The organism is Microbacterium sp. zg.Y1084 (assembly GCF_024623595.1).
GTDB lineage: Bacteria > Actinomycetota > Actinomycetes > Actinomycetales > Microbacteriaceae > Microbacterium > Microbacterium wangruii.
In genome coordinates, this window is record NZ_JANJGV010000010.1 from 111,015 (window position 1) to 135,606 (window position 24,592).

The following is a 24,592-nucleotide window of genomic DNA, read 5'->3' on the forward strand; positions in this document are numbered from 1 at the left end:
CGTCATCGCGTCAGCGGGCACCCATCAGGTGCTCGGTGGCCAGCTGCTGCAGCCTCACGAAGCCGAAGCCCTTGCCGCCGAAGTACACCGACGGGTCGAAGTCCTCGTACGCCGAGCGGTCGGCGAGGAAGTCGTCGTACGACTCCCCCTCGCCGAGCGTGGGCACCGAGAGCTCGTCGACGCGAGCGGCGGCGAGCGCCTCCTGCACCTCGGGGTCGGCGCGGAAGGCCGCGGCGCGCTCCTTGAGCAGCAGATAGGTGCGCATGTTCGCAGCCGCCGAGTCCCAGACACCGTTCTCGTCCTCGGTGCGCGAGGGCTTGTAGTCGAAGTGGCGGGGGCCGTCGTAGGCGGGGACGCCGCCGGGGCCGCCGTTCTCCAGCAGGTCGACCAGCGCGAACGCGTTGTGCAGGTCGCCGTGACCGAAGACGAGGTCCTGGTCGTACTTGATGCCCCGCTGACCGTTGAGGTCGATGTGGTAGAGCTTGCCGTGGTACAGCGCCTGCGCGATGCCGGCGGCGAAGTTGAGCCCCGCCATCTGCTCGTGGCCGACCTCGGGGTTCAGCCCCACCAGCTCCGGGCGCTCGAGCGAGTCGATGAACGCCAGCGCGTGACCGAGCGTCGGCAGCAGGATGTCGCCGCGGGGCTCGTTCGGCTTGGGCTCGATGGCGAACCGGATGTCGTAGCCCTTGTCGGTGACGTAGTCGCCGAGCAGGTTGACGGCTTCGCGGTACCGCTCGAGGGCCGCACGGATGTCCTTGGCCGAGTCGTACTCGGCACCCTCGCGGCCACCCCACATGACGAACGTCTTCGCACCGAGCTCGGCACCGAGGTCGAGCTGGCGGAACACCTTGCGCAGGGCGAAGCGCCGCACGGCCCGGTCGTTGGACGTGAAGCCGCCGTCCTTGAACACCGGAGCGGAGAAGAGGTTGGTGGTGACCATCGGCACGATCAGGCCGGTATCGGCGAGGGCGCCCTTCAGGCGGTCGATCTGCGTCTGGCGCTCGGCATCGCTGGAGCCGAAGGCGAACAGGTCGTCGTCGTGGAAGGTGAGGCCGTACGCGCCGAGCTCGGCGAGCTTCTCCACGGCGTGCACGACGTCCAGCGCGGGGCGCGTGGGGCCGCCGAACGGGTCGGCGCCGTTGTAGCCGATCGTCCAGAGTCCGAACGAGAACTTGTCGTCGCGGGTGGGGGTGGGCATGACGCTCCTTCGTTGGTCGCGCTAAATGTTGTTAACGACAACGTATAGCAGAACGGATGCCGCGTCCAGTGCGACGGCGCACCACGCGCCACCCTGTCGGCGGCCACGTCCGGCACCCTTGACCGCAGACGACGGCACCCCTAGGTTAACGTTTACATTCCCACCGCGTCGAAGGAGACTGCGAAGTGAAGAAGACTCTGTCCCTGGTGAGCACCCTCCTCCTCGTCGGCGCGGCGCTCGTCGTCCCGAGCGCTGCCGCGGCCGATCCCGGCCCCACCGCCATCGACCTGCAGCCACAGAACACGCAGCAGACGATCGACGGATTCGGATACTCGGCGGCGTTCCAGCGGACGCATCGCCTGAACCTGCTGTCCGACGAGAAGAAGGCCGAGGCCGTCGAACTGCTGCTCGGAGACAGCGGCGTGGATCCGTCCATCCTGCGACTGGGCATCGGCGCGCAGACCCACGACACGTACGACGTGATGGTCTCCATCCAGCCGGAGGATCCAGGTGGCCCGGACGCGGCACCCGACTACCGGTGGGACGGCTACGACAACGGCCAGGTCTGGTTCGCGCAGGAGGCCGAGGCGGCCGGGGTCGAGTACATCTACGGCAACGCCTGGAGCGCCCCCGGCTACATGAAGACCAACGGCATCCCCACCGATGGCGGGGTCCTCTGCGGAGTCCCCGGCACCGACTGCGCGAGCGGGGACTGGCGGGCCGCCTACGCCGACTACCTCGTGGCCTGGGCGGACTTCTACAAGCAGGAGGGGGTGGAGATCGACGGCCTCGCCTTCACCAACGAGCCGGACTACACGACGTCGTACGAGGCGATGCGGCTGACACCGGCCCAGGCGGCCGACTTCACCAAGGTGCTCGGCCCTGTCGCCGATGCGGCCGGCTACGACGTGCTGTGCTGCGAGTCGTTCGGCTGGAACCAGGGGAAGAACTACCACAGCGCCCTGCTGGAGGACGCGGAGGCCTCCCGGTGGGTCGACGTCCTCACGGCGCACTCGTACGCGAGCCGGTCCGACACCGCGTTCGAGACCGACAAGTCGCTGTGGATGTCGGAGTGGGCCGCCTCGGTGGCCGGCCTGACCGAATTCAACGCCGACTGGGACGGGCCGACCGGCGCGGGGTCGGACGGCATCCGCATGGTCGACCACATGATGGACACGCTCACCCGCGCCAACGCCACCGGCTATCTCTGGTGGCTGGGGGTGAGCCAGGGCGGGTCGGGGTCGCTCATGATCGTGGACGTCGAGAACGACACCTTCACCGTCGGCGCACGGCTGTACGGGATGGCGGCCTTCAGCCGCTTCATCCGCCCGGGCGCGACCCGCTTCGACGCGGTCCACGCCGTCGACGGACTGAAGGTCGCCGCCTTCGACAACGCCGACGGGACGCGCGTCGTGCAGCTGCTCAACACCACCTCGTCTCCGGTGAGCACCGACATCGACCTGGCGACGCAGCCGCGCGCGTTCGTCAACAGCCAGGAGCACCGGCTGGAGGAGATGGAGGGCATCGCCACGACCGCCGACGGCACCACCGCGCTGGCCCTGCCGGCGCGGTCCCTGGTCACGCTGGTCGTCGATCCCGAGGCGCCTTCCGGCGACGGCATCCCGATCGAGGCCACCGTGCCCGAGGGGCAGGAGCCGGGCACGCTGGCACTGACGGTGGCGGAGTACGGCGACCGCGTCGAGCTGAGCGAAGTCCGCAACGCCGGCACCAGCCTGCGGTTCGACGGCGCGCTCCCCACGGTCACCGTCACCGACTCCCGCACCGACGCGCAGGCGGACGGCGGCGGCTGGCAGGTCACCGGCCAGGTAGGGGACTTCACCGCCGACGAAGCCACCGTGGCGTCGTCGCACCTGGGCTGGACGCCGCGCGTGGTCACCCCCAGACCGGGCGTGGCCGCGGGCGGCACCGTGGCGACCGCCCCGCAGGGTGGCCCCGGGCTCTCCTCCCCCGCGAGGCTGGCCGGCGCCGACTCCGATGGGCGGGCGGGGTCGACGGCGCTGACGGCGGGCCTGCGCCTGGACCTGCCGGTGGAGACGCCTTCGGGCACCTACCGGGCGACCATGACGCTGTCGCTGTTCCCCGTCGACTGATCGGCCCGGGCGAGGGTGCGGCCGGGCCGCTCCCTCGCCCTCCCGTCACTGCGCGGCGACGGCCGCGGTGGAGTCGCGCACGACGAGCCGCGGCGACAGCTCGCGGTGCGCGCCGGCTTCGTCGCGGGGGCCGTCCACGTGCTCGAGCAGCAGACCGACGGCTTCTTCTCCGAACGCCCGCAGATCCGCGCCGACGCTGGTCAGCCGCGGCGACGACAGCTCGGCGACGAAGGTGTTGTCGAAGCCGACGAGGCTGACGTCCTCGGGCACCCGCAGGCGACGCTCCGACCACTGGGCGAGCAGACCCAGCGCCACCAGGTCGTTGTACGCGATCACGGCAGTCGGCGCCTCGGCGAGCGCCGCCTCGGCGGCCGCGCGCCCTCCGTCGGCGTCGGCGGCGAAGCTGCCCACCTCCAGCAGTGTCACTCCGGCATCCTGCGCCGCCTGCCGCACGCCCTGCACGCGTCGCTGCTGCGACCACGAGCTCACGGGACCGCCGACGTACGCGATGCGGCGGTGCCCCAGGCCGCTCAGGTGGCCGATGGCCGCCGCGCCACCCGCCCGCTCGTCGATGGTGACGGTGGGCACCGGCAGACCGGCGGCGGTGAGGTCGCGGTTGATGAGCACGCAGCGGATGCCGTCGACGGCCTCGGCCAGGCGGGCATCGGGAAGCCGCGACGACGCGAGGATGATGCCGTCGATCTGCGGCCGCAGCGCCGCGATCTCCTCCGCCTCGACGTCGGCCTGCTCGGTGGTGTCCACCACGACGAGGCCGTAGCCGCGCGACCGGGCGATGGCCTGTGCCCCCTTGGTGAGGGAGGAGAAGTAGGGGTTCTCGATGTCGGGCACCACGAGGGCGATGACCCCGGTGCGGCCGCGGCGCAGACTGGCGGCGGCGCGGTTGGGCCGGTAGCCGAGATCGCTGACTGCGGCGAGCACGCGCTCGCGGGTGTCGGCCGAGACCCGGTGCGGCTCGCGCAGGGTGCGCGACACCGTCGCGATCGAGACGCCGGATCGGGCGGCGACGTCGTGTACGGTCACCAATTCTCTGAGCCACCTCGTGTCGATCCAGCCGAAGCGCCCGGTCCCCGCCGGGCGCTATGGACACTTTCGCATAACAGCTACGATAATAACGTTTACATAGCGAGGGAGTGCACCAATGACGGTGACGAGCACGATCGGTGTCGACCAACGCCCCTGGACCCTGCACGCCGACCGCGCGCTGCCGGCCGAGCCGGAGGTGCGCGCCGTGGCGCGGCGCATCCTGGGCGAGACGAGCGCGCTGCCGATCGTCTCGATGCACGGCCACGTCGACGCCGCCCTGCTCGCCGACGACGAGGCTTTCCCCGACCCCGCGCGGCTGCTGGTGACGCCCGACCACTACCTCGTGCGCATGCTGGTGTCCCAAGCGACCTCCCCGGGACCGGTGCGCGATGCGGGCGTGCGCAGTGTCGCCGACCTCGGCGTCGGCGACGACGGCGAGCGCGACCCGCGCGTCATCTGGCGCCGGTTCTGCGCGGGGTGGAGCGCGCTGAGGGGCACCCCGACGCGGTTCTGGCTCGAGCACGTGCTCGCCGAGGTGTTCCACGCCCCGGCGTCGCCGTCGCCGGAGACCGCCGACGCGCTGTTCGACCACCTCGCCGACCGTCTCGCCGAGCCCGCCTTCCGCCCGCGCGCCCTCTTCGAGCGGTTCGGCATCGAGCTGCTCGCCACCACCGACTCCGCCGTCTCGACGCTCGACGCGCACCGCCGGCTCGGCGAGCAGGGGTGGGGCGAGCGGGTCATCCCGACCTTCCGCCCGGACCCGCTGTTCGAGATCGCCCGCCCCGGCTGGCCCGCCCTGCTCGACGAGCTGAGCGCGGTCAGCGGCATCGACGCGCATGACTACGACGGCTTCCTGCTGGCGCTGCGCGAGCGCCGGCGCGCCTTCATCCGCGCCGGCGCCCGCGCCTCGGATCACGGGCATCTGCGCGCCGACACCACCCCTCTGCCCGCCGCCGAGGCGCGCATCCTCTTCGACGTCGCCCGCCGGGGGCACTCCGACCCCGCCGCTGCGGCCGCCTTCACGGCGCACATGCTCTTCCAGACCGCCGAGATGGCCGCCGACGACGGTCTCGTGATGCAGCTGCATCCCGGTGTCGTGCGCGACCACGACCGCGGCGTCGCGGCGCGCTACGGCTCCGACATCGGCTACGACATCCCGGTCGCGACAGAGTTCACGCGCGCGCTGCGGCCGTTGCTCGAGGCCTTCGGGCACCATCCCGGCTTCCGCATGATCGTGTTCACGGTCGACGAGACGGTCTACTCCCGCGAGCTGGCGCCGCTCGCCGGGGTGTACCCCGCCCTGCGTCTCGGGGCGCCCTGGTGGTTCCTGGACACCCCCGACGCCATCCGGCGGTTCCGCGAGGCGACCACCGACACCGCGGGACTGCGCAACACGAGCGGATTCGTCGACGACACCCGGGCGTTCTGCTCGATCCCGGCACGGCACGACCTGTCCCGACGGGCGGATGCCGGCTTCCTCGCGCGCCTGGTGGCCGAGCACCGGCTCGAGTTCGACGAGGCACTCGAGACCGCGGTCGACCTGGCCTACCGGCTGCCGCAGGAGAGCTACCCCCGCCCCGCGGCGGTCTCGGCATGACCGCCGCCGTGACGATCCGACTCGTCGAGGTGCTCGTGGCCAGCCCCTCGCGCAACTTCGTCACCCTGCGCATCACGACCGATGACGGGCTGATCGGCCTCGGCGACGCCACGCTCAACGGCCGGGAGCTCGCCGTGGCGTCGTACCTGCGCGACCACGTCGCGCCGCTGCTGGTCGGCATCGACGCCTCGCGCATCGAGGACACCTGGCAGCTGCTGTACCGCTCCGCGTACTGGCGCCGCGGCCCGGTGACGATGTCGGCGATCGCGGCGGTCGACATGGCCCTGTGGGACATCGCCGCCCGCCGGGCGGGGGTGCCGCTGTACCAGCTGCTCGGCGGCGCGTCGCGCGACGGCGTGCTCGTGTACGCGCACGCCTCCGGGGGCGATCTCGAGCAGCTGGGCGACTCCGTACGCGGCCGCCTGGCGGAGGGCTACCGGGCCGTGCGGCTGCAGGTGGCCGTGCCCGGCATGGGGGCGATGTACGGCGTCGGCGGCGCAGCCGCCCCCGGGCGCTACGCATACGAGCCGGCCAAGCGGGCCGGAATCAGCGTCGAGGAGGGCTGGGATTCCGCCCGTTACCTGCGGTTCCTCCCCGGCGTGTTCGCCTGGGCGAGGGAGCAGTTCGGCGACGAGCTCATGCTGCTGCACGATGCGCACCACCGGCTGACCCCGATCCAGGCTGCGCGCCTGGGCCGGGACCTCGAGCCCTACGACCTGTTCTGGCTGGAGGACTGCACTCCGGCCGAGAACCCCGAGGCACTGCGCCTCGTGCGCCGCAGCACCGTCACCCCTCTGGCGATCGGCGAGGTGATGAACTCCCTCGAGGACCTGCGGGTGCTCATCCAGGAGCAGCTGATCGACTACGTGCGAGCGTCGGTCACGCACACCGGCGGCATCACGGGCCTGCGCCGCGTCTTCGACTTCGCCGCCCAGTACCAGATCAGGTCCGGCAGTCACGGGCCGACCGACATCTCCCCCGTGGGGATGGCCGCGGCGCTTCACCTGGACCTCGCGATCCACAACTTCGGCATCCAGGAGTACATGCAGCACCAGCCGCTGGCCGGCGAGGTGTTCCGCACCTCCTACCGGTTCGCGCACGGCTCGCTGCACCCCGGCGACGCACCGGGGCTGGGCGTGGGGTACGACGACGATGCCGCTGAGCATTTCCCCTACGCGCCGGCGTACCTTCCGGCAGCACGGCTGGTCGACGGAACCGTGCACGATTGGTGACCTGGATGAAGGAGACGGCGATGACGAGAGTCCACCCGATGTGGCTGACGCAGCAGACGCCGCTGCGCGGACGCACCCTGCACCTGGCGGGCGAGCACCGACTGCTCGATTCGGTGCGGGCGGATGCCACCGCTCACGGGCTGCGCCCCGTCGACACCGATGAGGCGGAGATCGCCTTCGTCCCCGCATCGGCTGCCGCGGGCCGGTACGGCTTCGACGACGACATCGCCGACCTCGGGCACGAGGGCTTCGCGATCTCGCGCCTCGACCCCGAGCGCATCGTGGTGGCCTGCGGCGGCGGGGCTGGGGCGCTCTACGGCTGGTTCCAGCTGCTGCGCGACGCGGTCGCCCCCGGCGATCCCGCCGTGGTGGCACGGCACGAGCCCGAGCGGGAGCTGCGGATGCTCGACCACTGGGACAACGTCGCGGTGCATCCGGTGATGGGCCAGGTCGAGCGCGGCTACGCCGGCGGGTCGATCTTCTTCGCCGACGGCCGGGTGCGCGAGGACCTCTCCCGCGTGGAGCGGTACGGCCGGCTGCTCGCATCGATCGGCATCAACCGCGTCGCGATCAACAACGTCAACGTGCACGCCCGCGAGGCGCGGCTGCTCACCGACGGCCTGCCCGACGTGGCTCGCATCGCGGCGGCGCTGCGACCGTGGGGCATCCGCGTGCACCTGTCGGTCAGCTTCGCGGCGCCCATGACGCTCTCCGGCATGCCCTGTGCCGACCCGCTCGATCCCGCCGTGCAGCAGTGGTGGGCGGCGGCTGCGGCCGAGGTGTACGGCGCGATCCCGGATTTCGGCGGATTCGTCGTCAAGGCCGACTCGGAGGGCCAGCCCGGTCCGTTCGCGTACGGCCGTGACCACGCCGACGGGGCCAACATGCTCGCCCGCGCTCTGGCCCCGCACGGCGGACTCGTGCACTGGCGCGCCTTCGTGTACGACCACCGGCAGGACTGGCGCGACCGCAAGACCGACCGCGCCCGCGCCGCGCACGACCATTTCGCCCCGCTGGACGGCAGGTTCGACGACAACGTGCTGCTGCAGGTGAAGTACGGACCGCTGGATTTCCAGACGCGCGAGCCGGTGTCCCCCGTCATTCCGGCGATGCGGCAGACCCGGGTGACCCTCGAGCTGCAGATCACGCAGGAGTACACCGGCCATCAGCGCCATGCGGTGTACCTGGCCCCGCAATGGCGGGAGATCCTCGACTTCGCCCCCTTCGGCGACGACGGGCCGCGCATCGCGCAGCTGGCCCGGGGCGGCATGGCCGCCGTCGCCAACGTCGGTGACGACGCGTACTGGACCGGTCATCCGCTCGCCCAGGCGAATCTCTACGCCTATGGCCGCCTGGCATGGGACTCGACGCTGACGGCCGAGGGCATCCTCGACGAGTGGATCGCCCTGACCTTCGGCGACGACGCGGCGGTGCGCCGCGGCATCCACGACGTGCTCGACGAGTCGTGGCTCACCTACGAGGCGCACACCGCTCCACTGGGGGTCTGCTTCATGGTCAACCCGCAGGGCCACTACGGCCCGTCCGTCGACGGCTACGAGTACTCGCCCTGGGGCACATACCACTTCGCCGACCGCGACGGGATCGGCGTGGACCGCACCGTGGCGACCGGCACCGGCTTCGCCGGCCAATACCCCGAGCCGTGGGCGAGCAGGTATGAGTCTCTCGAGACGGTGCCCGACGAGCTGGTGCTCTTCTTCCACCACGTGCCGTACACGCACCGGCTGCGCAGCGGCCGCACGGTGATCCAGCACATCTACGACACCCACTTCGATGGCGTCGAGCGGGTCGAGCGGGTGGTGGAGCGGTGGCGCGGGCTCGCCGGCGCCGTCGACGACGATCTGCACGCGCGGGTGAGCGAGCGCATGGCCGAGCAGCTGCGTTCCGCTGTGGAGTGGCGCGATCAGATCAACACGTACTTCCTGCGCAAGTCCGGCATCCCCGACGAAGCCGGACGCACGGTCCACTGAGCACGCGAAAGGGGGTGGATGCCTTCGGGCCGGCATCCACCCCCTTCTGCGTCCCCCGGTGTCAGTCCACCGGGAACAGCGACACCGTGAGGGTGCCGCGGTAGGTGCCCGGAGCCGTGCCGACGGGCACGTCGAGCACCAGGCCGGCGCTGAGCTGCGTCGACCCGTACCGGCCGTCGCTGCTCGCGGAGGCCAGACGCTGCGCGGTGGCCAGGCCCGGCCCGTCGCTCAGCGCGGTCGCCACCCATGCACCGGCGGTGACGCCGGGGCGGGGGGTGAGCACCTTGGGCGTCCAGCCGAGGTGATCGGCGGTCAGCGTGCGCTCACCGGAGACGAGCGAGGTCGACTGGCCGGAGGTCGACCACCCGCCGTCGCGCGCCTGCTCGTCGTTGCGGGAGTCGGTGACGGTGACCGTCGGCAGCTGTCCGGTGAACCGCAGCCGGTCGCCGGCGTTGCGCGCCTCCTCGAGCGTGACCGCGTCGCCGTGGTCGGCGACCGTCAGCGTGAGGGTGCCGGGCTCGGTGGCCTCGGGCACGGTGGCCTCGACCACGATCCCGTCGCCGTCGGCCGCATCGCGGTCGTACCAGCCCTGCGGGTCGGACACCGCCCACATCGCCAGCTTCTCCGACCAGTCTCCGTTGAGCAGCAACGGGTTGTGCGTCGCACGCCAGCTGCGCTGGTCGTTCAGGCCCCAGAAGGTGACCCGGTCGATCGCGTCGGCGTACTTCGTGTACACGGAGAAGTACTCCGCGAACCGCTGGGCCTGGATCTCCTCGAGCTCGGCACGGTGCGAGATCTTGTCGACCCAGTAGGTGAACTCACCCCGCGAGATGCGCTCGCGCACCTCGGGGTCGTTCAGATCCCGGTAGTTCGCCGCGTTCGACGTCTCGGGCTCCGCGTTCCAGGCCTCCCACACGAACAGGTCGAGTTCGCTGATCGCGACCCGCAGCCCGGCGTCGATGATCTGCTGGATCGTGGCCTCCACCGATGCCGCGTTCGAGCAGGCGCCCGCCTGCCAGGCCTCGGCATCCTCGTCGACGAGTCCGCCCAGCTGGGTGCGGTCTGCGCAGGCGAAGGCCGGCGTCTGGCTGATGTAGTTGTGCGACTGCATGCCGATCGTCTCGATCAGCAGGCGGGGGTCCTCGGGGTGCTCGGCGGCATACCGGGCGTTGAGGTCCTTCGCCATGGCGATCGCGGCGCGACCCTTGCCGGCCGACTGGAACATGTTGAAGTCGTTGTACTGCAGGTTGACCTCGGGGCCGTACTGGCGCGCGAACACGAACGCGTCGTAGATGAAGTCGCCGGGGGTCTCCCCCGCGTCGGCGTCGGCACCCTCGGCGTAGACCTTGTACCAGTTCGACTGACCGCCGTTCGGGCCGCCGCGCAGGAAGTCCTGCCAGCTCTGGGTGGCCGGGTCGAAGGAGTCCAGCCCGTCGACGAACGCCTCGTTGACGACATCCCACGTGGGAACCCGACCACTGAAGTGCGTGAGCACCTCCTCGATGTAGCGGCGCATGTTCTCGCGCGCCAGTTCGCGGGTGCCTCCCGTGGTGCCGGAGTTCAGCTTGGGCGGCGACTGACCGTGCCACACCAGCACGTGGCCGTGCACGGTGGATCCGCGGGCGATGGTCTCATCGACGAACTGATCGGCCTGACCGAAGTTGAACGTGAAGGCGCCGGTGGTGTCGTCGATGTTGGCGTTGGGCAGCAGCGACTCCGGCTTCATGGCGTTCTCGGCCGTGATCACCTCGAAGTCGCGCTCCATCCGCGCGGATGCCGGCGACCCGGCCTCGTAGGTCTGGGGGCCGGACCAGATGTTGCCCATCTGGAACAGACCGTCGTACACCTCCTTCAACGGACGCGCCTGCGGCCGGAACGACGTGTCGATGACGACGTCGGATGCCGGCATGGTGAACGTGTCCAGACGCGCGCGGAGCCAGTCGAGCTGCTCCGACGTCCAGCCACCCCAGACGTTGCCGTCGGCGGGCGTGGCGCCGAGCTGCACCGTCTCGCCCGGGGCATAGGTGCCGGCGCCCGTGGTCTCCCCGCCGCCGGTGGCGCGGATCTCCACGTCGTACGTCTCGGCTGCCTGCGCCGGCGTGACGAGCCCGGTCAGCGCCAGCGCGAGCGCGGCCGCCGCAGCGACGCCTCCCGCTGAGCGTCGCCTGCCGCCGTCGCCTGCGCGAGCACGGAATGGTGAATGTTGCATCGTGCGACCTCTTCCTTGAGTCCCGATGTGCGAGGCGTCACCCCGCGAGGTCGTCCGAACGTAACCAGCGCCCGCCGAGTCGTCAAACGTTTTCGACAACGTTTACCGACAGGTTGACGGCTGCGGGGGGCGCGCGTACGCTCGCTCTTCCGGCTGCTGTCCGCGTCGCGCTGGGTCAGGGAGCGACGAAGCGCTCGCGCACGTCGGCGATGACACGGCGCTCGGTCGCCAGCGCGAAGGCGGCGAACGCGGATGCGAGCGCGGCCAGCACGACGTCCGAGGCGAACGCGACCACCGCCGTCGCCAGCACCAGGCACGACAGCACCCCGAGCGTCGCCAGGGGCTTCGCCGCGATGTAGAACAGCCCGAGCCGCGCGACGTCGCGTGCGCGGAAGCGGAACAGCGACGCGATCACCAGGGCGTGGAAGGCCCACACCGCGACGAGCACGAGGAAGACCACCGCGGCACCGACGAAGAAGCCGTCGACGTCGGCCGCTGCGCCGAACGCGATCGTCGTGGCCAGCACCGTGGCGGCAGCCAGCGCGGGCACCCACACCCACAGCACGTCCACGACGTTGCGGGCGTACGCGCGCCAGTACCGCGGCCACACCGACAGGTCCTCGGCGCGTGTGCGGCTCTCGAGCGTCGCCATGGCCGCCGAGAACGCCGGCGCCACCGGCAGCAGGCACAGGGCGTAGAGCGGGATGTTGCTGGCCGCGCGCTCCAGCAGCAGGATGCCGGCGAAGCCCGGCAGCGCGGCCAGCAGGAAGCAGCCCTCGACGACGAGCAGCCAGTAGAGCGCGCCGGTCGCGGCCGCCAGGGCGCTGCGGCGCGGGTCGGGGGAAGCGGCAGGGGTGCTCATCGCCTCCATCCTGCCCGGCCGGCCGGCCATCACGACACCGCGATGACGGCGACGTCGGTCGCCGCCAGGTCGAGGTCGTCGCCCACGGCGATGTGTCGGCCGGTCAGCAGGTCGGTGCCGGCGAAGGGCGACGACACGCGCACCGGTCCGGCGCGGTGGTTCAGCACGAACTCGTACCTCGCCCCGTCGACGGTGCGGGTCGTGTGCTCGAGGTCGGCGACGTCAGCGAACGGGCCGAGCGCCTGCTGCTCGGCCAGCACCCGGCGCACGACCCAGTCGACGCCGGCCTGGTCGAGGACGGCGCCGACGTACCAGGCGCTTCCCCGGCCATGGGCGTTGCGCGTGACCGCGGGCGTGCCGGCGTAGAAGTCCTCCGTGTACCGGCCCACCACCTCTGCGCCCTGCGGCATGACGAGGTCGAACACCAGCCGTGCCTGCGCCGTGGCCTGCTCCTGACCGGGCAGGGAGAGCACCACGGGGTTCGCCGCATCGGGGGGCAGGGAGTCCGTCTCGTCCACGCGCACGCCGAACGTGGCGGCGAAGGGCCCGGGCACGTCGGCCAGGAAGGCGTTGTCGTCCTCGTCGACACGGCCCGACATCACCGTGGTCAGCACGGTGCCGCCTCGACGGGCGACGTCGTCGACGCGTGCGGCGATGTCGCCCTTCAGCAGGTGCAGGAAGGGTGCGACCACCACGTCGTAGCGGGACAGGTCCGCACCCACGCCGACGACGTCCACGATCGCCCCGGCCTGCCACAGCGCCTCGTGGTACGACACCAGCTGCTTCTCGTACTTCACCGCGCGGCTGTAGCCGTCGGACATCTCCAGCGCCCACCACGAGTCCCAGTCGAACAGCACCGCCACACGCGCCGGGGTGCGGGCGTTCTGCAGCCGGTCCCCCACCCGGCGCAGCTCGGCGCCGAGCCCGGCGACCTCGCGGAAGGCGCGGGTGTCGGTGCGCCCGGCGTGGTTCAGCACGGCGCCGTGATACTTCTCCGCTGCCCCGCGGCTGTGGCGCATCTGGAAGAACAGCACCGAATCGGCGCCGTGCGCGACGGCCTGCCACGACCACAGGCGCATGACGCCGGGGCGCTTGACGGGGTTGTGGTCGCGCGTCGCCGTCATCGTGGGCGTCTGCTCCATGAGCCAGAAGGGCTGACCGTCCTTGAGCCCCCGCATGAGCGCGTGGCTGAGCGCCATGCGCGAGACCGGCGAGCCGTCGGTGGGGTAGTTGTCCCACGAGGCGAAATCGAGGTGCGGAGCCCAGCGGTGGTAATCCAGCTGGCGGTAGATGGCCATCATGTTGGTCGTGACCGGCAGCGGCGAGTGGGCGCGGATGGCGTCCTTCTCCTCGCGGAACGTGCGCAGCAGGTTGTCGGTGTTGAACCGCAGGTAGTCCAGGGTGACACCCTGGAACGCGGTGTGGTCGGGCCCGCGCCAGTGCTCCGACAGCGCATTGGGCGGCACGACCTGATCCCAGTCGCTGAAGCGGTGCGACCAGAACGTCGTGTTCCAGGCGTCGTTGAGGCGCTCCAGCGACCCGTGGCGATCGCGCAGCCACTGCCGGAACTCCACCGCGCACAGGTCGCAGTAGCAGACGCCGCCGTACTCGTTGTTGATGTGCCAGGCGACGACCGCCGGGTGGTCGGCGAAGCGCTCGGCGATGCGGCCGGCGACGGCCGCCGCGAGCCGGCGATAGGCGGGCGAGGAGGGGCACGCGTTGTGCCGCACCCCGTACACATGGCGCCTGCCCTCGAAATCGGTGCGGCAGACATCGGGATGCCGGTGCGCGAGCCACGGCGGCACCGCGGCGGTCCCGGTGGCCAGGCACACCCGGCGGCCTTCGGCGTGCGCGCGGTCGAGGATGCGCGTGAGGGTCGAGAAGTCGTAGGTGTCCTCATCGGGCTGCGTGAGCGCCCAGGTGAAGACGCCGACCGTCAGCAGGTCGATCCCCGCGAGGTCGAACGCCCGATAGTCGGCATCCCACACCTGCTCGGCCCACTGCTCGGGGGTGTAGTCGCCCCCGTAGGGGATGCCGGCGACAGCGGGCAGGGTCATGCCGGGCTCCTTCAGGCGCCGGGTCGCAGACGGCCCCGCGCCGTCGAGGGCGCGGGGCCGTCTGCGGGTGGATCAGTTGGCGTCGGCGTACCGCTGCTGGGCGCCGTTGACGAGTTCGAGGTACTGCGGCATGTTCATGCCCTCGAGCTCGGCGACGTAGGAGTCCCACTCGTCCAGCGAGCGCTGCCCGAGGATGAACGCGGCGGTGTTCTGCCACACGTGGTCCTTCAGCGCCGACTGGTACAGCGAGACCTGCTCGCGCTCGACCTCGCTCAGCGGGGCGGGCGGGGGCAGCTCCAGCACCTCCTTGGTCGACATCGCCTCGACGAAGTCGATGACCTCGGGGCGCAGCATCGAACGGTCCAGTTCCACCGTCGAGCCGTGCACGAGCGTCCAGACGCCGTTGGAGAAGCCGTAGTCGGCCTGCAGGTTCTCGGGCGCCTCGGGGTTCAGACCCATGGCGGTGATGTTCTCGGCGAGCACCCGCGTGCCGTCGGCATCCTTCGTGTAGGTCTCGCCCTCGACGCCCCACTTGGCGAACTCGAGGCCCTCGTCGGAGTAGTACAGCCAGTCGAGGAACTGCAGCATGGCGAGGAAGTTCTCGCTCTCGGCCGCCTTGGCCGACAGCATGAAGCCGCCGACCGTGCGCTGCCCGGCCTGGAAGTTGTCACCGGCGGGGCCGGCCGGCACCCGGATCTGCGTCATCTCCACATCGCTGCCGAGCTCGTCGACCGTTGTGCGGTACCGCACGATCTCCTGGTCGTTCGTGGCGATCGACATGGCGTTGCCCGAGGCGAACTTCTGCACCGCCTGGTCGTCGTCCTGCGTGACCGCCTCGGGGTCCAGCAGACCCTCTTCGACCAGCGATGCGTAGAACTCGATGAGATCGCGGTACTCGTCGCTCGCCCCGGTGTAGACGAACTCGTCGCCGTTCCAGGTGAGACCCTCGCCGAAGCCCCAGCCGGCGGACGTGCCGAAGTTGGGCGAGACGAACGACAGCGTCGCCTCGAGCGGACCGTTGGCCGACCACCGGTCGGTCATGGGGTACACGTCCGGGTACGCCTCCTTGACGGTGCGCAGCTGGTCGCGCAGCTCATCGAAGGTCGCGGGCTCCAGGCTGAGGCCCAGCTCCTCCCAGACGTCCGAGCGCACGGCGAACGAATACTCGGCGCGCGGCTCCTCACGGAACCCGGGGAAGACGTAGTACTTGCGGTCCTCCTGGCGCATCTGGTCGAGGTCGGGCTCGAGGTCCCACTTCTCGACCTTGTCCATGTAGTGGGGCATGTACTGCACGAAGTCGCTGGCGGGCAGGATCGCACCGCCCGAGACGAACGCGACCTCCTGACCCGGGTAGGTCACCGAGATGATCTCGGGGGCGTCGCCCGCGCCAATCACGAGCGACTTGCGCTGGTCCCACTCCGACAGCGGCGCGCTGACCATGTCGAACGTGACGCTCTGCTTCTCCTCCAGCTCCTGGAGGATCAGCCAGTCCTCCTTGAGCGGGTAGTTCGGGTGGTCGCGGTAGAAGAGCCCGAACTCGACCGGCTCGGTGGCCGAGAAGGTGTCGCCCACGCCGTAGTCCGACATGGCGCCGACGTCCTTACCGGTGAAGTCGAAGTCGCCCTCGCTGTCGCCGGACCCGCCGCCGCCACCGGCGTCGCATCCGCTCAGGACGAGCGCGCTCGCGGCGATCACCACCCCCGCGTAGAGGGCGCCGCGTCGCACGGGGCGCCGCGTGGCCTCTCGGATCTGCTGTGTCATGGTCTTCCCTTTCTGAGGTCGAAGCGTCACTGCTTCACGGAGCCGAGCATCACGCCCGAGACGAAGTACTTCTGGATGAACGGATAGAGGCAGACGATCGGCAGCACGGTCAGCAGCATGGTCACGGCCTTGACGTTCGATGCGACCTGGGAGGCCTCGCCGGTGCCTCCCGTGCCGAGCGCCTCGGTGCCGGTGGCCGCGGCGAGCATGTTGCGCAGGTACACCGTGACCGGATACAGCTCCGCCCTGTCCATATAGAGGAAGGCGGTGAACCACTGGTTCCAGAACGAGACCGCGTAGAACAGCACCATGGTCGCGATCACCGCCTTGCTCAGCGGCAGCACGATCTTCCAGAGGATGCCGTACGTGTTCAGGCCATCGATGGCGGCGGCCTCCTCGAGGTCCTCGGGGAAGTTCTCGAAGAACGCCTTCATCACGAGCAGGTTGAAGACGCTGATGGCATTGGGGATGACGATCGCCCACAGCGTGTTCTTGAACCCGAGGGTGTTGATGAGGATGTAGTTCGGGATCAGCCCGCCGTTGAAGAACATCGTGAACACGGCCACGCCGATGAAGAACGACCGGCCCTTGAGGTTCCGCTTCGACAGCGCGTACGCGAACGTCGTGGTGAGGATCATCGCGATGACGGTGGCCACCACGGTGTACAGCACGGTGTTGCCGTAGTTGCGCCAGAACATCGGGTCGCCCATGACGTACCCGAACGTGGTCACGTTGAATCCGCGCGGGATGAGGTTCACCTGGCCGGAGTTGATGTACGCCTCCGAGCTGAACGCCTGCGCGATGACGTTGAGGAACGGGTAGAGCGTGACGAAGCAGATCACCACGATCAGGCCCGCGTTGACCATGCGGAACACGGTGTAGCTGCGGGAGTCCTTGATGCCGCCCTGCACCGCGGGGCGGAACAGCCGGTCGGACATCCGGCGGGGCATGGTGCGGACACTCGAGGTCACCACAGGCTCGTCCCCACTGCTCGGCGCGAGATCGCGTTGGCGGTCAGAATCAACGTCAGTCCGATGACGGCCTCGAACAGGCCGATCGCGGTGGCGTAGGAGAAATTGCTCGAGATGATGCCGACCCGGTACAGATAGGTCGCGATCACATCAGCGGTCGGATACAGCAGCGGGTTGTACAGCAGCAGGATCTTCTCGAACCCGACGGCCATGAACGTGCCGATGTTGAGGATCAGGAGCACGATCATCGTGGGCCGGATGCCGGGCAGGGTCACGTGCCAGATCTGTCGCCACCGGCTGGCGCCGTCGATGCGCGCCGCCTCGTACAGCTGCGGGTCGATCGTGGTCAGCGCCGCGAGGTAGAGGATGGTGCCCCAGCCCACCGTCTGCCAGATCTCCGATGTGACGTAGATGGTGGGGAACCACTGCGGCAGCTGCATGAACGGGATCGCGCCGCCGCCGAGCGCCTCGATGCCCTGGTTGATCGAGCCGCGCAGCGCCGTCAGCTGCAGCACCATGCCCGCCACGATGACGATCGACATGAAGTGCGGCAGGTACGAGATCGACTGGGCGATGCGCTTGAACCGACGCGAGCGCAGCTCGTTGAACATCAGTGCCAGCACGATCGGCAGAGGGAAGACGATCACGAGCGACAGTCCGCCGAGCATGAGCGTGTTCCAGAAGGCCCGCCAGAACGTCGGGTCGCTGATGAACAGCTCGAAGTAGCGCAGGCCGACCCACTCGTCGCCGAACATGCTGCCACCGGGGCGGAAACGCCGGAACGCGATGACGTTGCCCGCCATCGGGAGGTAGCGGAAGATGAGCAGGAAGAGCAGCGGCAGAAGCAGCAGGGAGTACAGCCGCCAGTCGCGCTTGAGCGCCTTGCGCCACGTGACGCGATGCGTGGGGGTGCGTGTCGGCTCCCCGCCTCCGCGTTCGCGCTGTTCCTCCTCTTCGGAGTTCAGCTCGATCGCGCCGGCGACGACGACGCTGTTGTTGACGGACAATGCGCTCCTTCGCGTACGGTCATCCGGGTGAAAAACGGTTTCGAAAGGCTGGACTAGCCCCCGGCACACGTTGACGGTAACCTCTGGCGGAGGCGATGTCAACGTTTTCATTGTATCGTCCTGGACGTGACCTCCTCCCTCGCACGGGAGGCCCGGACGACGGAAGGAAACCGCGATGGCGCGTTTCGATCTCCCCGAGCAGCAGCTGCGGGCCTACCTCCCCGAGCGCCGCGAGCCGGCCGACTTCGATGCGTTCTGGCGGGAGTCGATCGCGCTCGCGCGCGCTGCCGGCGGCGCCGTCACGCGGCGTCGCGCCCCCTCGCCGCTGACCCTCGTCGACGTGCACGACGTGACCTTCCCCGGGTTCGACGGCGACCCGGTGCGGGCGTGGCTGGTGGTGCCCCGCACCGCCGAGACGCCGCTGCCGGCGATGGTGGAGTTCATCGGCTACGGGCGAGGCCGGGGCCTCCCGCACGAGCGGCTGTACTGGCCGGCGGCCGGTCACGTGCAGCTCATCGTCGACACCCGCGGTCAGGGATCCACCTGGGGCACCGGCGGCGACACCCCCGACCCGCACGGTGCGGGACCGTCGGGCGCCGGGTTCCTGACGCGCGGCATCGACGACCCGCACGACTACTACTACCGCCGGGTCTTCGTCGACGCGGTGCGGGCGGTGGATGCCGTGCGCACGCTGGCCGAAGTCGACCCCGACCGCGTCTCGGTCACCGGCAACAGCCAGGGCGGAGCCATCGCGATCGCCGCGGCGGCGCTGAGCGAGGGCCTCGTGGCCGCCCTGCCCACGGCCCCCATCCTGTGCGACCTGCCGCGGGTCATCAGGCTGACCGACGCCGACCCGCATGCGGAGATCACGCGCTACCTGTCGGTGCACCGCGCGGCGGCCGAGCGCACGTTCGCGACCCTGTCCTACTTCGACGGCGTGAACTTCGCCGCCCGCGCGACCGCGCCCGCGCTCTTCGGCGCCGGCCTGCTCGACACCGTCGCCCCGCCGTCGGGCGTGTTCGCCGCGGCCAACCACTGGGCGGCGGGGGCGCAGACCGTCGCATATCCCTGGAACGGGCACGAGGGCGGCGAAGGCACGCACTGGCTGCGGCAGGCACAGTGGCTCGCCGAGCGCCTGGGCGCCACGGTGACGGCGTGACGGTCGCCAGCGCCACGCCCCTGCTGACGCGCGAGGCACTCGTCGGCCGCGGCGGCGGCCGCCCCTCCCCCTCGCCGCGCATCGTGCACATGGGCGTGGGGGCCTTCCACCGCGCCCACCAGGCCTGGTACACCGCCCGCGTCGATGACGCCCGCACGTGGGGGATCGCGGCGTTCACAGGCCGGTCCCCCGGGGTGGCCGAGCACCTCACGGCGCAGGACGGCCTGTTCACCCTCGTCGAGCGCGGCCCGCGCCGCGACCGGTTCACCGTGGTCGACAGCGTGTGCGAAGCCCATCCCGCGACCGCCCACGACCGGTTCCTCGCCCTGGCGACCTCGCCTCGGACGGCCATCATCACCCTGACCGTCACCGAGGCGGGCTACCACCTCGGCCCGCACGGGCGGGTGGACCTCGCCGACGCCGCGGTGGCATCCGACGTCGCCACCCTGCGGCGCGGCGACGTCCAGGCGCTCCAGACGCCCGTGGGCCGCCTGACCGATGCGCTGCACCGTCGGCACGGCGCGGCGGCGGGTCCGGTGGCGGTGGTGTCGTGCGACAACATCCCCGACAACGGCGGCACCCTGCGCCGCGCCGTCGCCGACGTCGCAGCGGCGTGCGGCTGGGACGCGTCCGCGTGGCCGGCGTCGTTCGTCGCGACGAGCGTCGACCGCATCACGCCGCACACGACCGACGCCGACCTGCAGCTGGTGACCGATGCCACCGGCTGGCGGGACACCGCCGCCGTGGTGGCCGAGCCCTTCACCGACTGGGTGCTCTCGGGCGACTTCCCCGCCGGCCGCCCCGAGTGGGAGCGGGCGGGCGCGCGGTTCGTCGCGGCGATCGAGCCGTACGAGCAGCGCAAGCTGCTGCTGCTCAACGGCGGGCACCTGGCTCTGGCGTTCCGGGGGCTGCAGCGCGGTCATGACACCGTTGCGGCGGCGATGGCCGACCCGGTGTGCCGGAACGCCCTGGAGCGGTTCTGGGACGACGCCGAGCGCGTCGTGGATCCCGCCGCCGACCCGGCGGCGTACCGCCCGGCCCTCGTCGAGCGCTTCGAGAACGGGCGCATCGCGCACCGCCTGGCGCAGATCGCCGTCGACACGGCCACGAAGCTGCGGCTGCGGGTGCTGCCGGTCATCGCGGCCGAGCGGGCCGCCGGGCGCGAGGCGCGCGGCGCGCTGGGGGTCGTGGCCGACTGGGCCGGCGGCATCCGCTCCGGGGCACTGGAGCCCGGCGCCGATGCCGCGCAGCTGCACGCCGCGCTGACGTCGGGGCTCTCCCCGGCCGAGGCGGCCCCCCTCACCGCGGCGCTGGCCGCACCGTTCGACGCGAAGGAGACAACGACATGAAGATCGACCGCGCAGAGGTCATCGTCACGAGCCCCGACCGCAACTTCGTGACCCTCAAGCTCACGACCGACGACGGGCTGACGGGGCTGGGCGACGCGACCCTCAACGGCCGGGAGCTCGCCGTGGTGTCGTACCTGCGCGACCACGTCGTGCCGCTGCTGCTCGGGCGCGATGCCCACCGCATCGAGGACACCTGGCAGTTCCTCTACCGCAGCGCCTACTGGCGCCGCGGTCCGGTGACGATGGCCGCGATCGCCGCCGTCGACATGGCGCTGTGGGACATCAAGGGCAAGGCCGCCGGCATGCCCGTGTACCAACTCCTGGGCGGGGCATCGCGCACCGGGCTGCTGGCGTACGGGCACGCATCGGGCCGCGATCTGCCGGAGCTCTTCGACAGCGTGCGCGAGCACCAGGCTCAGGGCTACCGCGCGATCCGCATCCAGACGGGCGTGCCGGGACTGAAATCCATCTACGGCATCGCGTCCAACGCCACCTTCGAAGCCAACACCGGCGTGCGCTACGACCACGAGCCCGCCCAGCGGGGGGCGAAGCCGGCGGAGGAGGACTGGGACAGCCGCTCCTACCTGCGCCACGTGCCCACGGTCTTCGAGGCGGTGCGCGCCGAGTTCGGGCCCGAGATCCCGCTGCTGCACGACTCCCACCACCGGCTCACCCCCATCCAGGCCGCGCGGCTGGGCAAGTCCGTCGAGCCGTACGACCTGTTCTGGCTCGAGGACGTGACCCCTGCGGAGAACCAGGAGGCCCTGCGGCTGGTGCGCCAGCACACCACGACACCGCTGGCCATCGGCGAGATCTTCAACACGGTCTGGGACTACCAGCAGATCATCCGCGAGCAGCTGATCGACTACGTCCGCAGCGCCGTCACCCACACCGGGGGCATCTCGCACCTGAAGAAGGTGCTCGACTACGCCGCGCAGTACCAGATCAAGTCGGGAATGCACGGCCCCACCGACATCTCGCCCGTCGGCATGGCCGCGGCGATGCACCTGGGGCTGTCGATCCACAACTTCGGCATCCAGGAGTACATGCGCCACGGCGCCAAGACCGATGCCGTGTTCCAGCAGTCGTTCACCTGGGCCGAGGGCTTCCTGCACCCCGGCGACCAGCCGGGGCTGGGTGTCGACCTCGACGTCGACGAGGCCGGAAGGTACCCGTACGCGCAGGCCTACCTGCCGTACAACCGCCTCGCCGACGGGACGGTGCACGACTGGTGAGCCCCGACGTGCTGTGCCTCGGCGAGACGATGGCGCTGCTCGCCCCTTCGCCGGGCGAGCCGCTGCAGCCCGGCTCCGCGCTGACGCTGGGGGTGGGCGGGGCGGAGTCGAACACAGCCGTCGCGCTGCGCGGCGCCGGCGTGGATGCCGCCTGGGCGGGGCTGCTCGGCGACGACCCGCTGGGCGACGTCGTCGCGGGCTTCCTCGCCGCGCGCGATGTGGACATCTCGCTGCACGAGCGCCGGCCGCTGCCCACCGGGCTCTACGTCAAGGCCACCGGTCCCGACGGCATGGTCAGGCCGCTCTACTACCGACGCGGCTCCGCCGGCTCCACGATGGATGCCGCGCTGGCCCGCCGCTGGGCGCAGGCCGCGACGCCGCGCATCGTGCACGTGTCGGGCATCACGGCGCAGATCTCCGAGGCCGGCGCGCAGTTCCTGCATGCCGTGTGCGTAGACCGCGTCTTCGGCGAGGCACTTTTGAGCTTCGACGTGAACCACCGCCCCGCGCTGGCAGGCCCTGCCACCCCCGGCACCCTGCGGCACCTCGCCCGGGCGAGCGACGTCGTGTTCGTCGGCGCGGACGAAGCCCAGACCACGTGGGGGGTGGCCGCAGATGACATCCCCCGGCACCTGTCGGGACCGCGCCATCTCGTCGTGAAGGACGCCGGCGCCGACGCCTCCGAGTACGGCCCCGACGGTACCGTGCGGGTGACGGCGGGACCGGCCACGATCGTCGACGCGGTCGGCGCCGGCGACGCGTTCGCCGCCGGGTGGCTGGCCGCCCTGATCGCCGGCACCGACGCGGCGGGCCGGCTGTCGGAAGGACACCGCCAAGCGGCGCGGGTGCTCGCCAGCGCGGGCGACGTCGCCCCCGCAGCCGAGCGGGCCGCCACCGGCGCGTCAGTACAGTGGTGCGGTGAGCGACCTTCTCCACACGCCCGGTGACGGCGTGCGCCAGCGCAACCTGTCACGGCTGCTGCGCCTCGTGCACCACGACGGCCCGCACTCGCGCGCGGCGCTCACGGAGATGACGGGACTCAACCGCTCGACGATCGCCGACCTCGTCTCGGAGCTGTGCCGTCGAGGGCTCGCCGTCGAGCAGGCACCGGCCGCCGTCGGCCGGGTGGGACGCCCGTCGCCGGTCGTCGCGGCATCCGCCGACACCGTCGCCGTCGCCGCCAACCCCGAGGTCGACGCGCTCGAGATCGCCGCGATCGGCCTGGACCGCACCGTGCGCCTGCGTGAGCGCATCGAGCTCGACCACCTCGCCGGCCCCGACGAGATCGCACGCCTGCTGGCGGATCGCGTCGCGACGTGGCGCTCCGGCGAGCTCGCGGGCGCCCGCCTGTCGGCCGTGGGACTCGCCGTTCCCGGGCTCGTGCGCGCCGGCGACGGACTCGTGCGCAACGCCCCCCACCTGGGGTGGACCGATGCCCCGGTGGCCGAGCTGGTCGCCGCTGCCACCGGATTGCCGACGACCGTCGGCAACGATGCGTCCCTGGGCGCCGTCGCCGAGCACCTCTTCGGTGCGGGACGCGGCATCGACGACCTCGTCTACCTCAACGGCGGCGCGAGCGGCATCGGCGGCGGACTGATCGTGCAGGGGATGCCGGTGGCGGGCGCCGGCGGCTACGCGGGCGAGTTCGGGCAGAACCGCCCCGGCATCGCCACCGTCACCGACCGCCGCGCCGGCCGGGGCGTGCTCGAAGACGAGGTCAGCCGTGCACGGCTGCTCGCCGTGACCGGACTCGCCGCCGCCGACGAACAGACGCTCGCCGCCGCGCTGCGCACCGCGACCTCGCCCTCGGTCACCGAGGAGGTCGCCCGACAGCGCCGGATCCTCTCCACGGCGCTGGCCAACGCCGTCAACGTGCTGAACCCGTCGGTGGTGGTGCTGGGCGGATTCCTCGCGACGCTCGCCGGATCCGACCTCGACGGCATGCTGCAGCTGGTGCGCGCCCAGGCGATGCCGGCATGCGCAGAGGACCTGCAGATCCGGCCCGCGCTGCTTGCCGAGGACCGCCTGCTCGTCGGCGCCGCGGAAGCCGCCTTCGAACCGCTCCTGCGGGACCCCTCCCTCAGCGGCTGACGCCCAGCGCGTCGCGCTGCCAGTGCCCCGGGCGGTCGAACGCCCCGTATCGCACGTCCACCCCGTCGGAGCCGACCGTCGCGGTGCACAGCAGCAGCGACAGCGTCGGGTAGCCGAACGGCCGGTTGTCGCGGATGATCGCGCGATCATCCTCCGGGTCCAGCGCCGCGGAGGCGTCGAGCACGGCCAGCCACGGCGCGAAGCCATCGGGCCCGGCGCCGTCGGCGGCGTCGCGGAACCTGTCCAGCCACGCGGCGATGCGCGGTGTGTTCGGGTCGTCGACGTCGTCGTGGGCGATCATGTGGGTGCCGGGCGTCAGGCGCTGCTCCCGCCGGCGCACCCCGTCCCACGAGACGACGCGCACGCCGGCGGCATCCACCTCGACGAGGTTGAAGCCGCGTTCGGTCGGGGTCGGCGCGGGCGGGTTCCCGGCGACCGACTCCAGGGCCAGCCGGCCACGCGTCGTGACCTCGTCGTCACCGCGGTCGGAGAGGTCGGCGCGGTTCAGCACCACCGCCAGGCGATGCGCCATCGGGTCGGCAGCGAGCCACGCCCCGCCCGCACGCCGGTCGCGCACGCCGACCACGCCCGGATGAGTCTGCGGCCACCACCGCCCCAGCGGATCCCACGGCCGACCGGGGTCCTCGTCGCGGACCGCGATGAGCTGCACCGGGGCGCCTGCTTCCTCTGGCACCCGCACGATCACCGTGCACATCGCTCA

At 71.3% G+C, this 24,592-nt stretch carries 18 protein-coding genes; 9 read left to right on the forward strand and 9 right to left on the reverse strand.

What is annotated here, in order from left to right:
• Positions 1 to 10: 10 nt before the first annotated feature.
• Positions 11 to 1,198, reverse strand: coding sequence for a xylose isomerase (gene xylA, locus NQ165_RS12325; protein WP_257533658.1), 1,188 nt, complete (start codon positions 1,196 to 1,198; stop codon positions 11 to 13).
• Positions 1,199 to 1,383: 185 nt separating this feature from the next.
• On the opposite strand from xylA, the gene NQ165_RS12330 reads away from it, so the two are divergent.
• A complete protein-coding gene (locus tag NQ165_RS12330) occupies positions 1,384 to 3,309 on the forward strand; it encodes a glycoside hydrolase (RefSeq protein WP_257533659.1) in 1,926 nt (641 codons plus the stop codon).
• Positions 3,310 to 3,354: 45 nt separating this feature from the next.
• On the opposite strand, the gene NQ165_RS12335 is transcribed toward NQ165_RS12330, so the two are convergent.
• Complete coding sequence (locus tag NQ165_RS12335; RefSeq protein WP_257533660.1) at positions 3,355 to 4,350, reverse strand: LacI family DNA-binding transcriptional regulator; 996 nt, start codon at positions 4,348 to 4,350, stop codon at positions 3,355 to 3,357.
• 118 nt (positions 4,351 to 4,468) lie between these two features.
• On the opposite strand from NQ165_RS12335, the gene uxaC reads away from it, so the two are divergent.
• Genes uxaC through NQ165_RS12350 form a run of 3 tightly spaced genes read left to right on the forward strand, consistent with a single transcriptional unit; the run spans position 4,469 to position 9,170 of the window.
• A complete protein-coding gene (uxaC, locus tag NQ165_RS12340) occupies positions 4,469 to 5,950 on the forward strand; it encodes a glucuronate isomerase (protein ID WP_257533661.1) in 1,482 nt (493 codons plus the stop codon).
• 8 nt (positions 5,951 to 5,958) lie between these two features.
• On the forward strand, positions 5,959 to 7,182 hold the full coding sequence (gene manD, locus NQ165_RS12345) for a D-mannonate dehydratase ManD (RefSeq protein ID WP_374679394.1): 1,224 nt from the start codon (positions 5,959 to 5,961) through the stop codon (positions 7,180 to 7,182).
• Between the two features lie 20 nt (positions 7,183 to 7,202).
• The gene (locus NQ165_RS12350) at positions 7,203 to 9,170 is read left to right on the forward strand and encodes an alpha-glucuronidase (RefSeq protein ID WP_257533663.1); all 1,968 of its coding nucleotides are present in this window, start codon (positions 7,203 to 7,205) and stop codon (positions 9,168 to 9,170) included.
• A gap of 61 nt (positions 9,171 to 9,231) precedes the next feature.
• Here NQ165_RS12350 and NQ165_RS12355 read toward each other — a convergent pair whose 3' ends face one another.
• From NQ165_RS12355 to NQ165_RS12380, 6 genes are all read right to left on the reverse strand, one after another.
• Positions 9,232 to 11,379, reverse strand: a complete 2,148-nt coding sequence (locus NQ165_RS12355) for an endo-1,4-beta-xylanase (protein ID WP_257533664.1) — start codon at positions 11,377 to 11,379, stop codon at positions 9,232 to 9,234.
• 175 nt (positions 11,380 to 11,554) lie between these two features.
• Positions 11,555 to 12,241 carry a DUF624 domain-containing protein gene (locus NQ165_RS12360; RefSeq protein WP_257533665.1) on the reverse strand — a complete coding sequence of 229 codons (687 nt, stop codon included), beginning with the start codon at positions 12,239 to 12,241 and terminating at the stop codon, positions 11,555 to 11,557.
• A gap of 29 nt (positions 12,242 to 12,270) precedes the next feature.
• Complete coding sequence (locus NQ165_RS12365; RefSeq protein WP_257533666.1) at positions 12,271 to 14,298, reverse strand: beta-galactosidase; 2,028 nt, start codon at positions 14,296 to 14,298, stop codon at positions 12,271 to 12,273.
• A gap of 72 nt (positions 14,299 to 14,370) precedes the next feature.
• Positions 14,371 to 16,059 (reverse strand): extracellular solute-binding protein, encoded by a 1,689-nt coding sequence (locus NQ165_RS12370; protein ID WP_257533667.1) that lies wholly within the window; start codon positions 16,057 to 16,059, stop codon positions 14,371 to 14,373.
• A 26-nt stretch (positions 16,060 to 16,085) separates the two neighbouring features.
• Positions 16,086 to 17,009 carry a carbohydrate ABC transporter permease gene (locus NQ165_RS12375; protein ID WP_257533776.1) on the reverse strand — a complete coding sequence of 308 codons (924 nt, stop codon included), beginning with the start codon at positions 17,007 to 17,009 and terminating at the stop codon, positions 16,086 to 16,088.
• 17 nt (positions 17,010 to 17,026) lie between these two features.
• On the reverse strand, positions 17,027 to 18,037 hold the full coding sequence (locus tag NQ165_RS12380; protein ID WP_257533668.1) for a sugar ABC transporter permease: 1,011 nt from the start codon (positions 18,035 to 18,037) through the stop codon (positions 17,027 to 17,029).
• 175 nt (positions 18,038 to 18,212) lie between these two features.
• Between NQ165_RS12380 and NQ165_RS12385 the strand changes: the two genes are divergently transcribed.
• Genes NQ165_RS12385 through NQ165_RS12405 form a run of 5 tightly spaced genes read left to right on the forward strand, consistent with a single transcriptional unit; the run spans position 18,213 to position 23,871 of the window.
• Positions 18,213 to 19,196 (forward strand): acetylxylan esterase, encoded by a 984-nt coding sequence (locus NQ165_RS12385; protein WP_257533669.1) that lies wholly within the window; start codon positions 18,213 to 18,215, stop codon positions 19,194 to 19,196.
• Positions 19,193 to 20,545: a mannitol dehydrogenase family protein gene (locus NQ165_RS12390; RefSeq protein WP_257533670.1), complete on the forward strand. Its 1,353-nt coding sequence runs from the start codon at positions 19,193 to 19,195 to the stop codon at positions 20,543 to 20,545. Before NQ165_RS12385 ends, NQ165_RS12390 begins: the two co-directional genes overlap by 4 nt.
• Complete coding sequence (manD, locus tag NQ165_RS12395; RefSeq protein ID WP_257533671.1) at positions 20,542 to 21,780, forward strand: D-mannonate dehydratase ManD; 1,239 nt, start codon at positions 20,542 to 20,544, stop codon at positions 21,778 to 21,780. The genes NQ165_RS12390 and manD (NQ165_RS12395) overlap by 4 nt, the downstream gene beginning before the upstream one ends.
• A complete protein-coding gene (locus NQ165_RS12400; protein ID WP_257533672.1) occupies positions 21,777 to 22,727 on the forward strand; it encodes a sugar kinase in 951 nt (316 codons plus the stop codon). The genes manD (NQ165_RS12395) and NQ165_RS12400 overlap by 4 nt, the downstream gene beginning before the upstream one ends.
• Complete coding sequence (locus NQ165_RS12405; RefSeq protein WP_257533673.1) at positions 22,699 to 23,871, forward strand: ROK family protein; 1,173 nt, start codon at positions 22,699 to 22,701, stop codon at positions 23,869 to 23,871. The genes NQ165_RS12400 and NQ165_RS12405 overlap by 29 nt, the downstream gene beginning before the upstream one ends.
• Here NQ165_RS12405 and NQ165_RS12410 read toward each other — a convergent pair.
• Entirely contained in the window at positions 23,861 to 24,586 is a 726-nt protein-coding gene (locus tag NQ165_RS12410; protein ID WP_257533674.1) for an NRDE family protein, read from the reverse strand. The genes NQ165_RS12405 and NQ165_RS12410 overlap by 11 nt on opposite strands.
• Between the last annotated feature and the right edge of the window lie 6 nt (positions 24,587 to 24,592).

What these genes read in the sequence shown, in the direction of transcription:
- manD (WP_257533671.1), top strand. Translation starts at nt 20,542, where the DNA reads ATGAAGATCGACCGCGCAGAGGTCATCGTCACGAGCCCCGACCGCAAC.
- NQ165_RS12350 (WP_257533663.1), top strand. Translation starts at nt 7,203, where the DNA reads ATGACGAGAGTCCACCCGATGTGGCTGACGCAGCAGACGCCGCTGCGC.
- NQ165_RS12365 (WP_257533666.1), bottom strand. Translation starts at nt 14,298, where the DNA reads ATGACCCTGCCCGCTGTCGCCGGCATCCCCTACGGGGGCGACTACACC.
- NQ165_RS12410 (WP_257533674.1), bottom strand. Translation starts at nt 24,586, where the DNA reads ATGTGCACGGTGATCGTGCGGGTGCCAGAGGAAGCAGGCGCCCCGGTG.
- NQ165_RS12375 (WP_257533776.1), bottom strand. Translation starts at nt 17,009, where the DNA reads ATGCCCCGCCGGATGTCCGACCGGCTGTTCCGCCCCGCGGTGCAGGGC.
- NQ165_RS12370 (WP_257533667.1), bottom strand. Translation starts at nt 16,059, where the DNA reads ATGACACAGCAGATCCGAGAGGCCACGCGGCGCCCCGTGCGACGCGGC.
- NQ165_RS12385 (WP_257533669.1), top strand. Translation starts at nt 18,213, where the DNA reads ATGGCGCGTTTCGATCTCCCCGAGCAGCAGCTGCGGGCCTACCTCCCC.
- xylA (WP_257533658.1), bottom strand. Translation starts at nt 1,198, where the DNA reads ATGCCCACCCCCACCCGCGACGACAAGTTCTCGTTCGGACTCTGGACG.
- NQ165_RS12355 (WP_257533664.1), bottom strand. Translation starts at nt 11,379, where the DNA reads ATGCAACATTCACCATTCCGTGCTCGCGCAGGCGACGGCGGCAGGCGA.
- uxaC (WP_257533661.1), top strand. Translation starts at nt 4,469, where the DNA reads ATGACGGTGACGAGCACGATCGGTGTCGACCAACGCCCCTGGACCCTG.
- NQ165_RS12360 (WP_257533665.1), bottom strand. Translation starts at nt 12,241, where the DNA reads ATGAGCACCCCTGCCGCTTCCCCCGACCCGCGCCGCAGCGCCCTGGCG.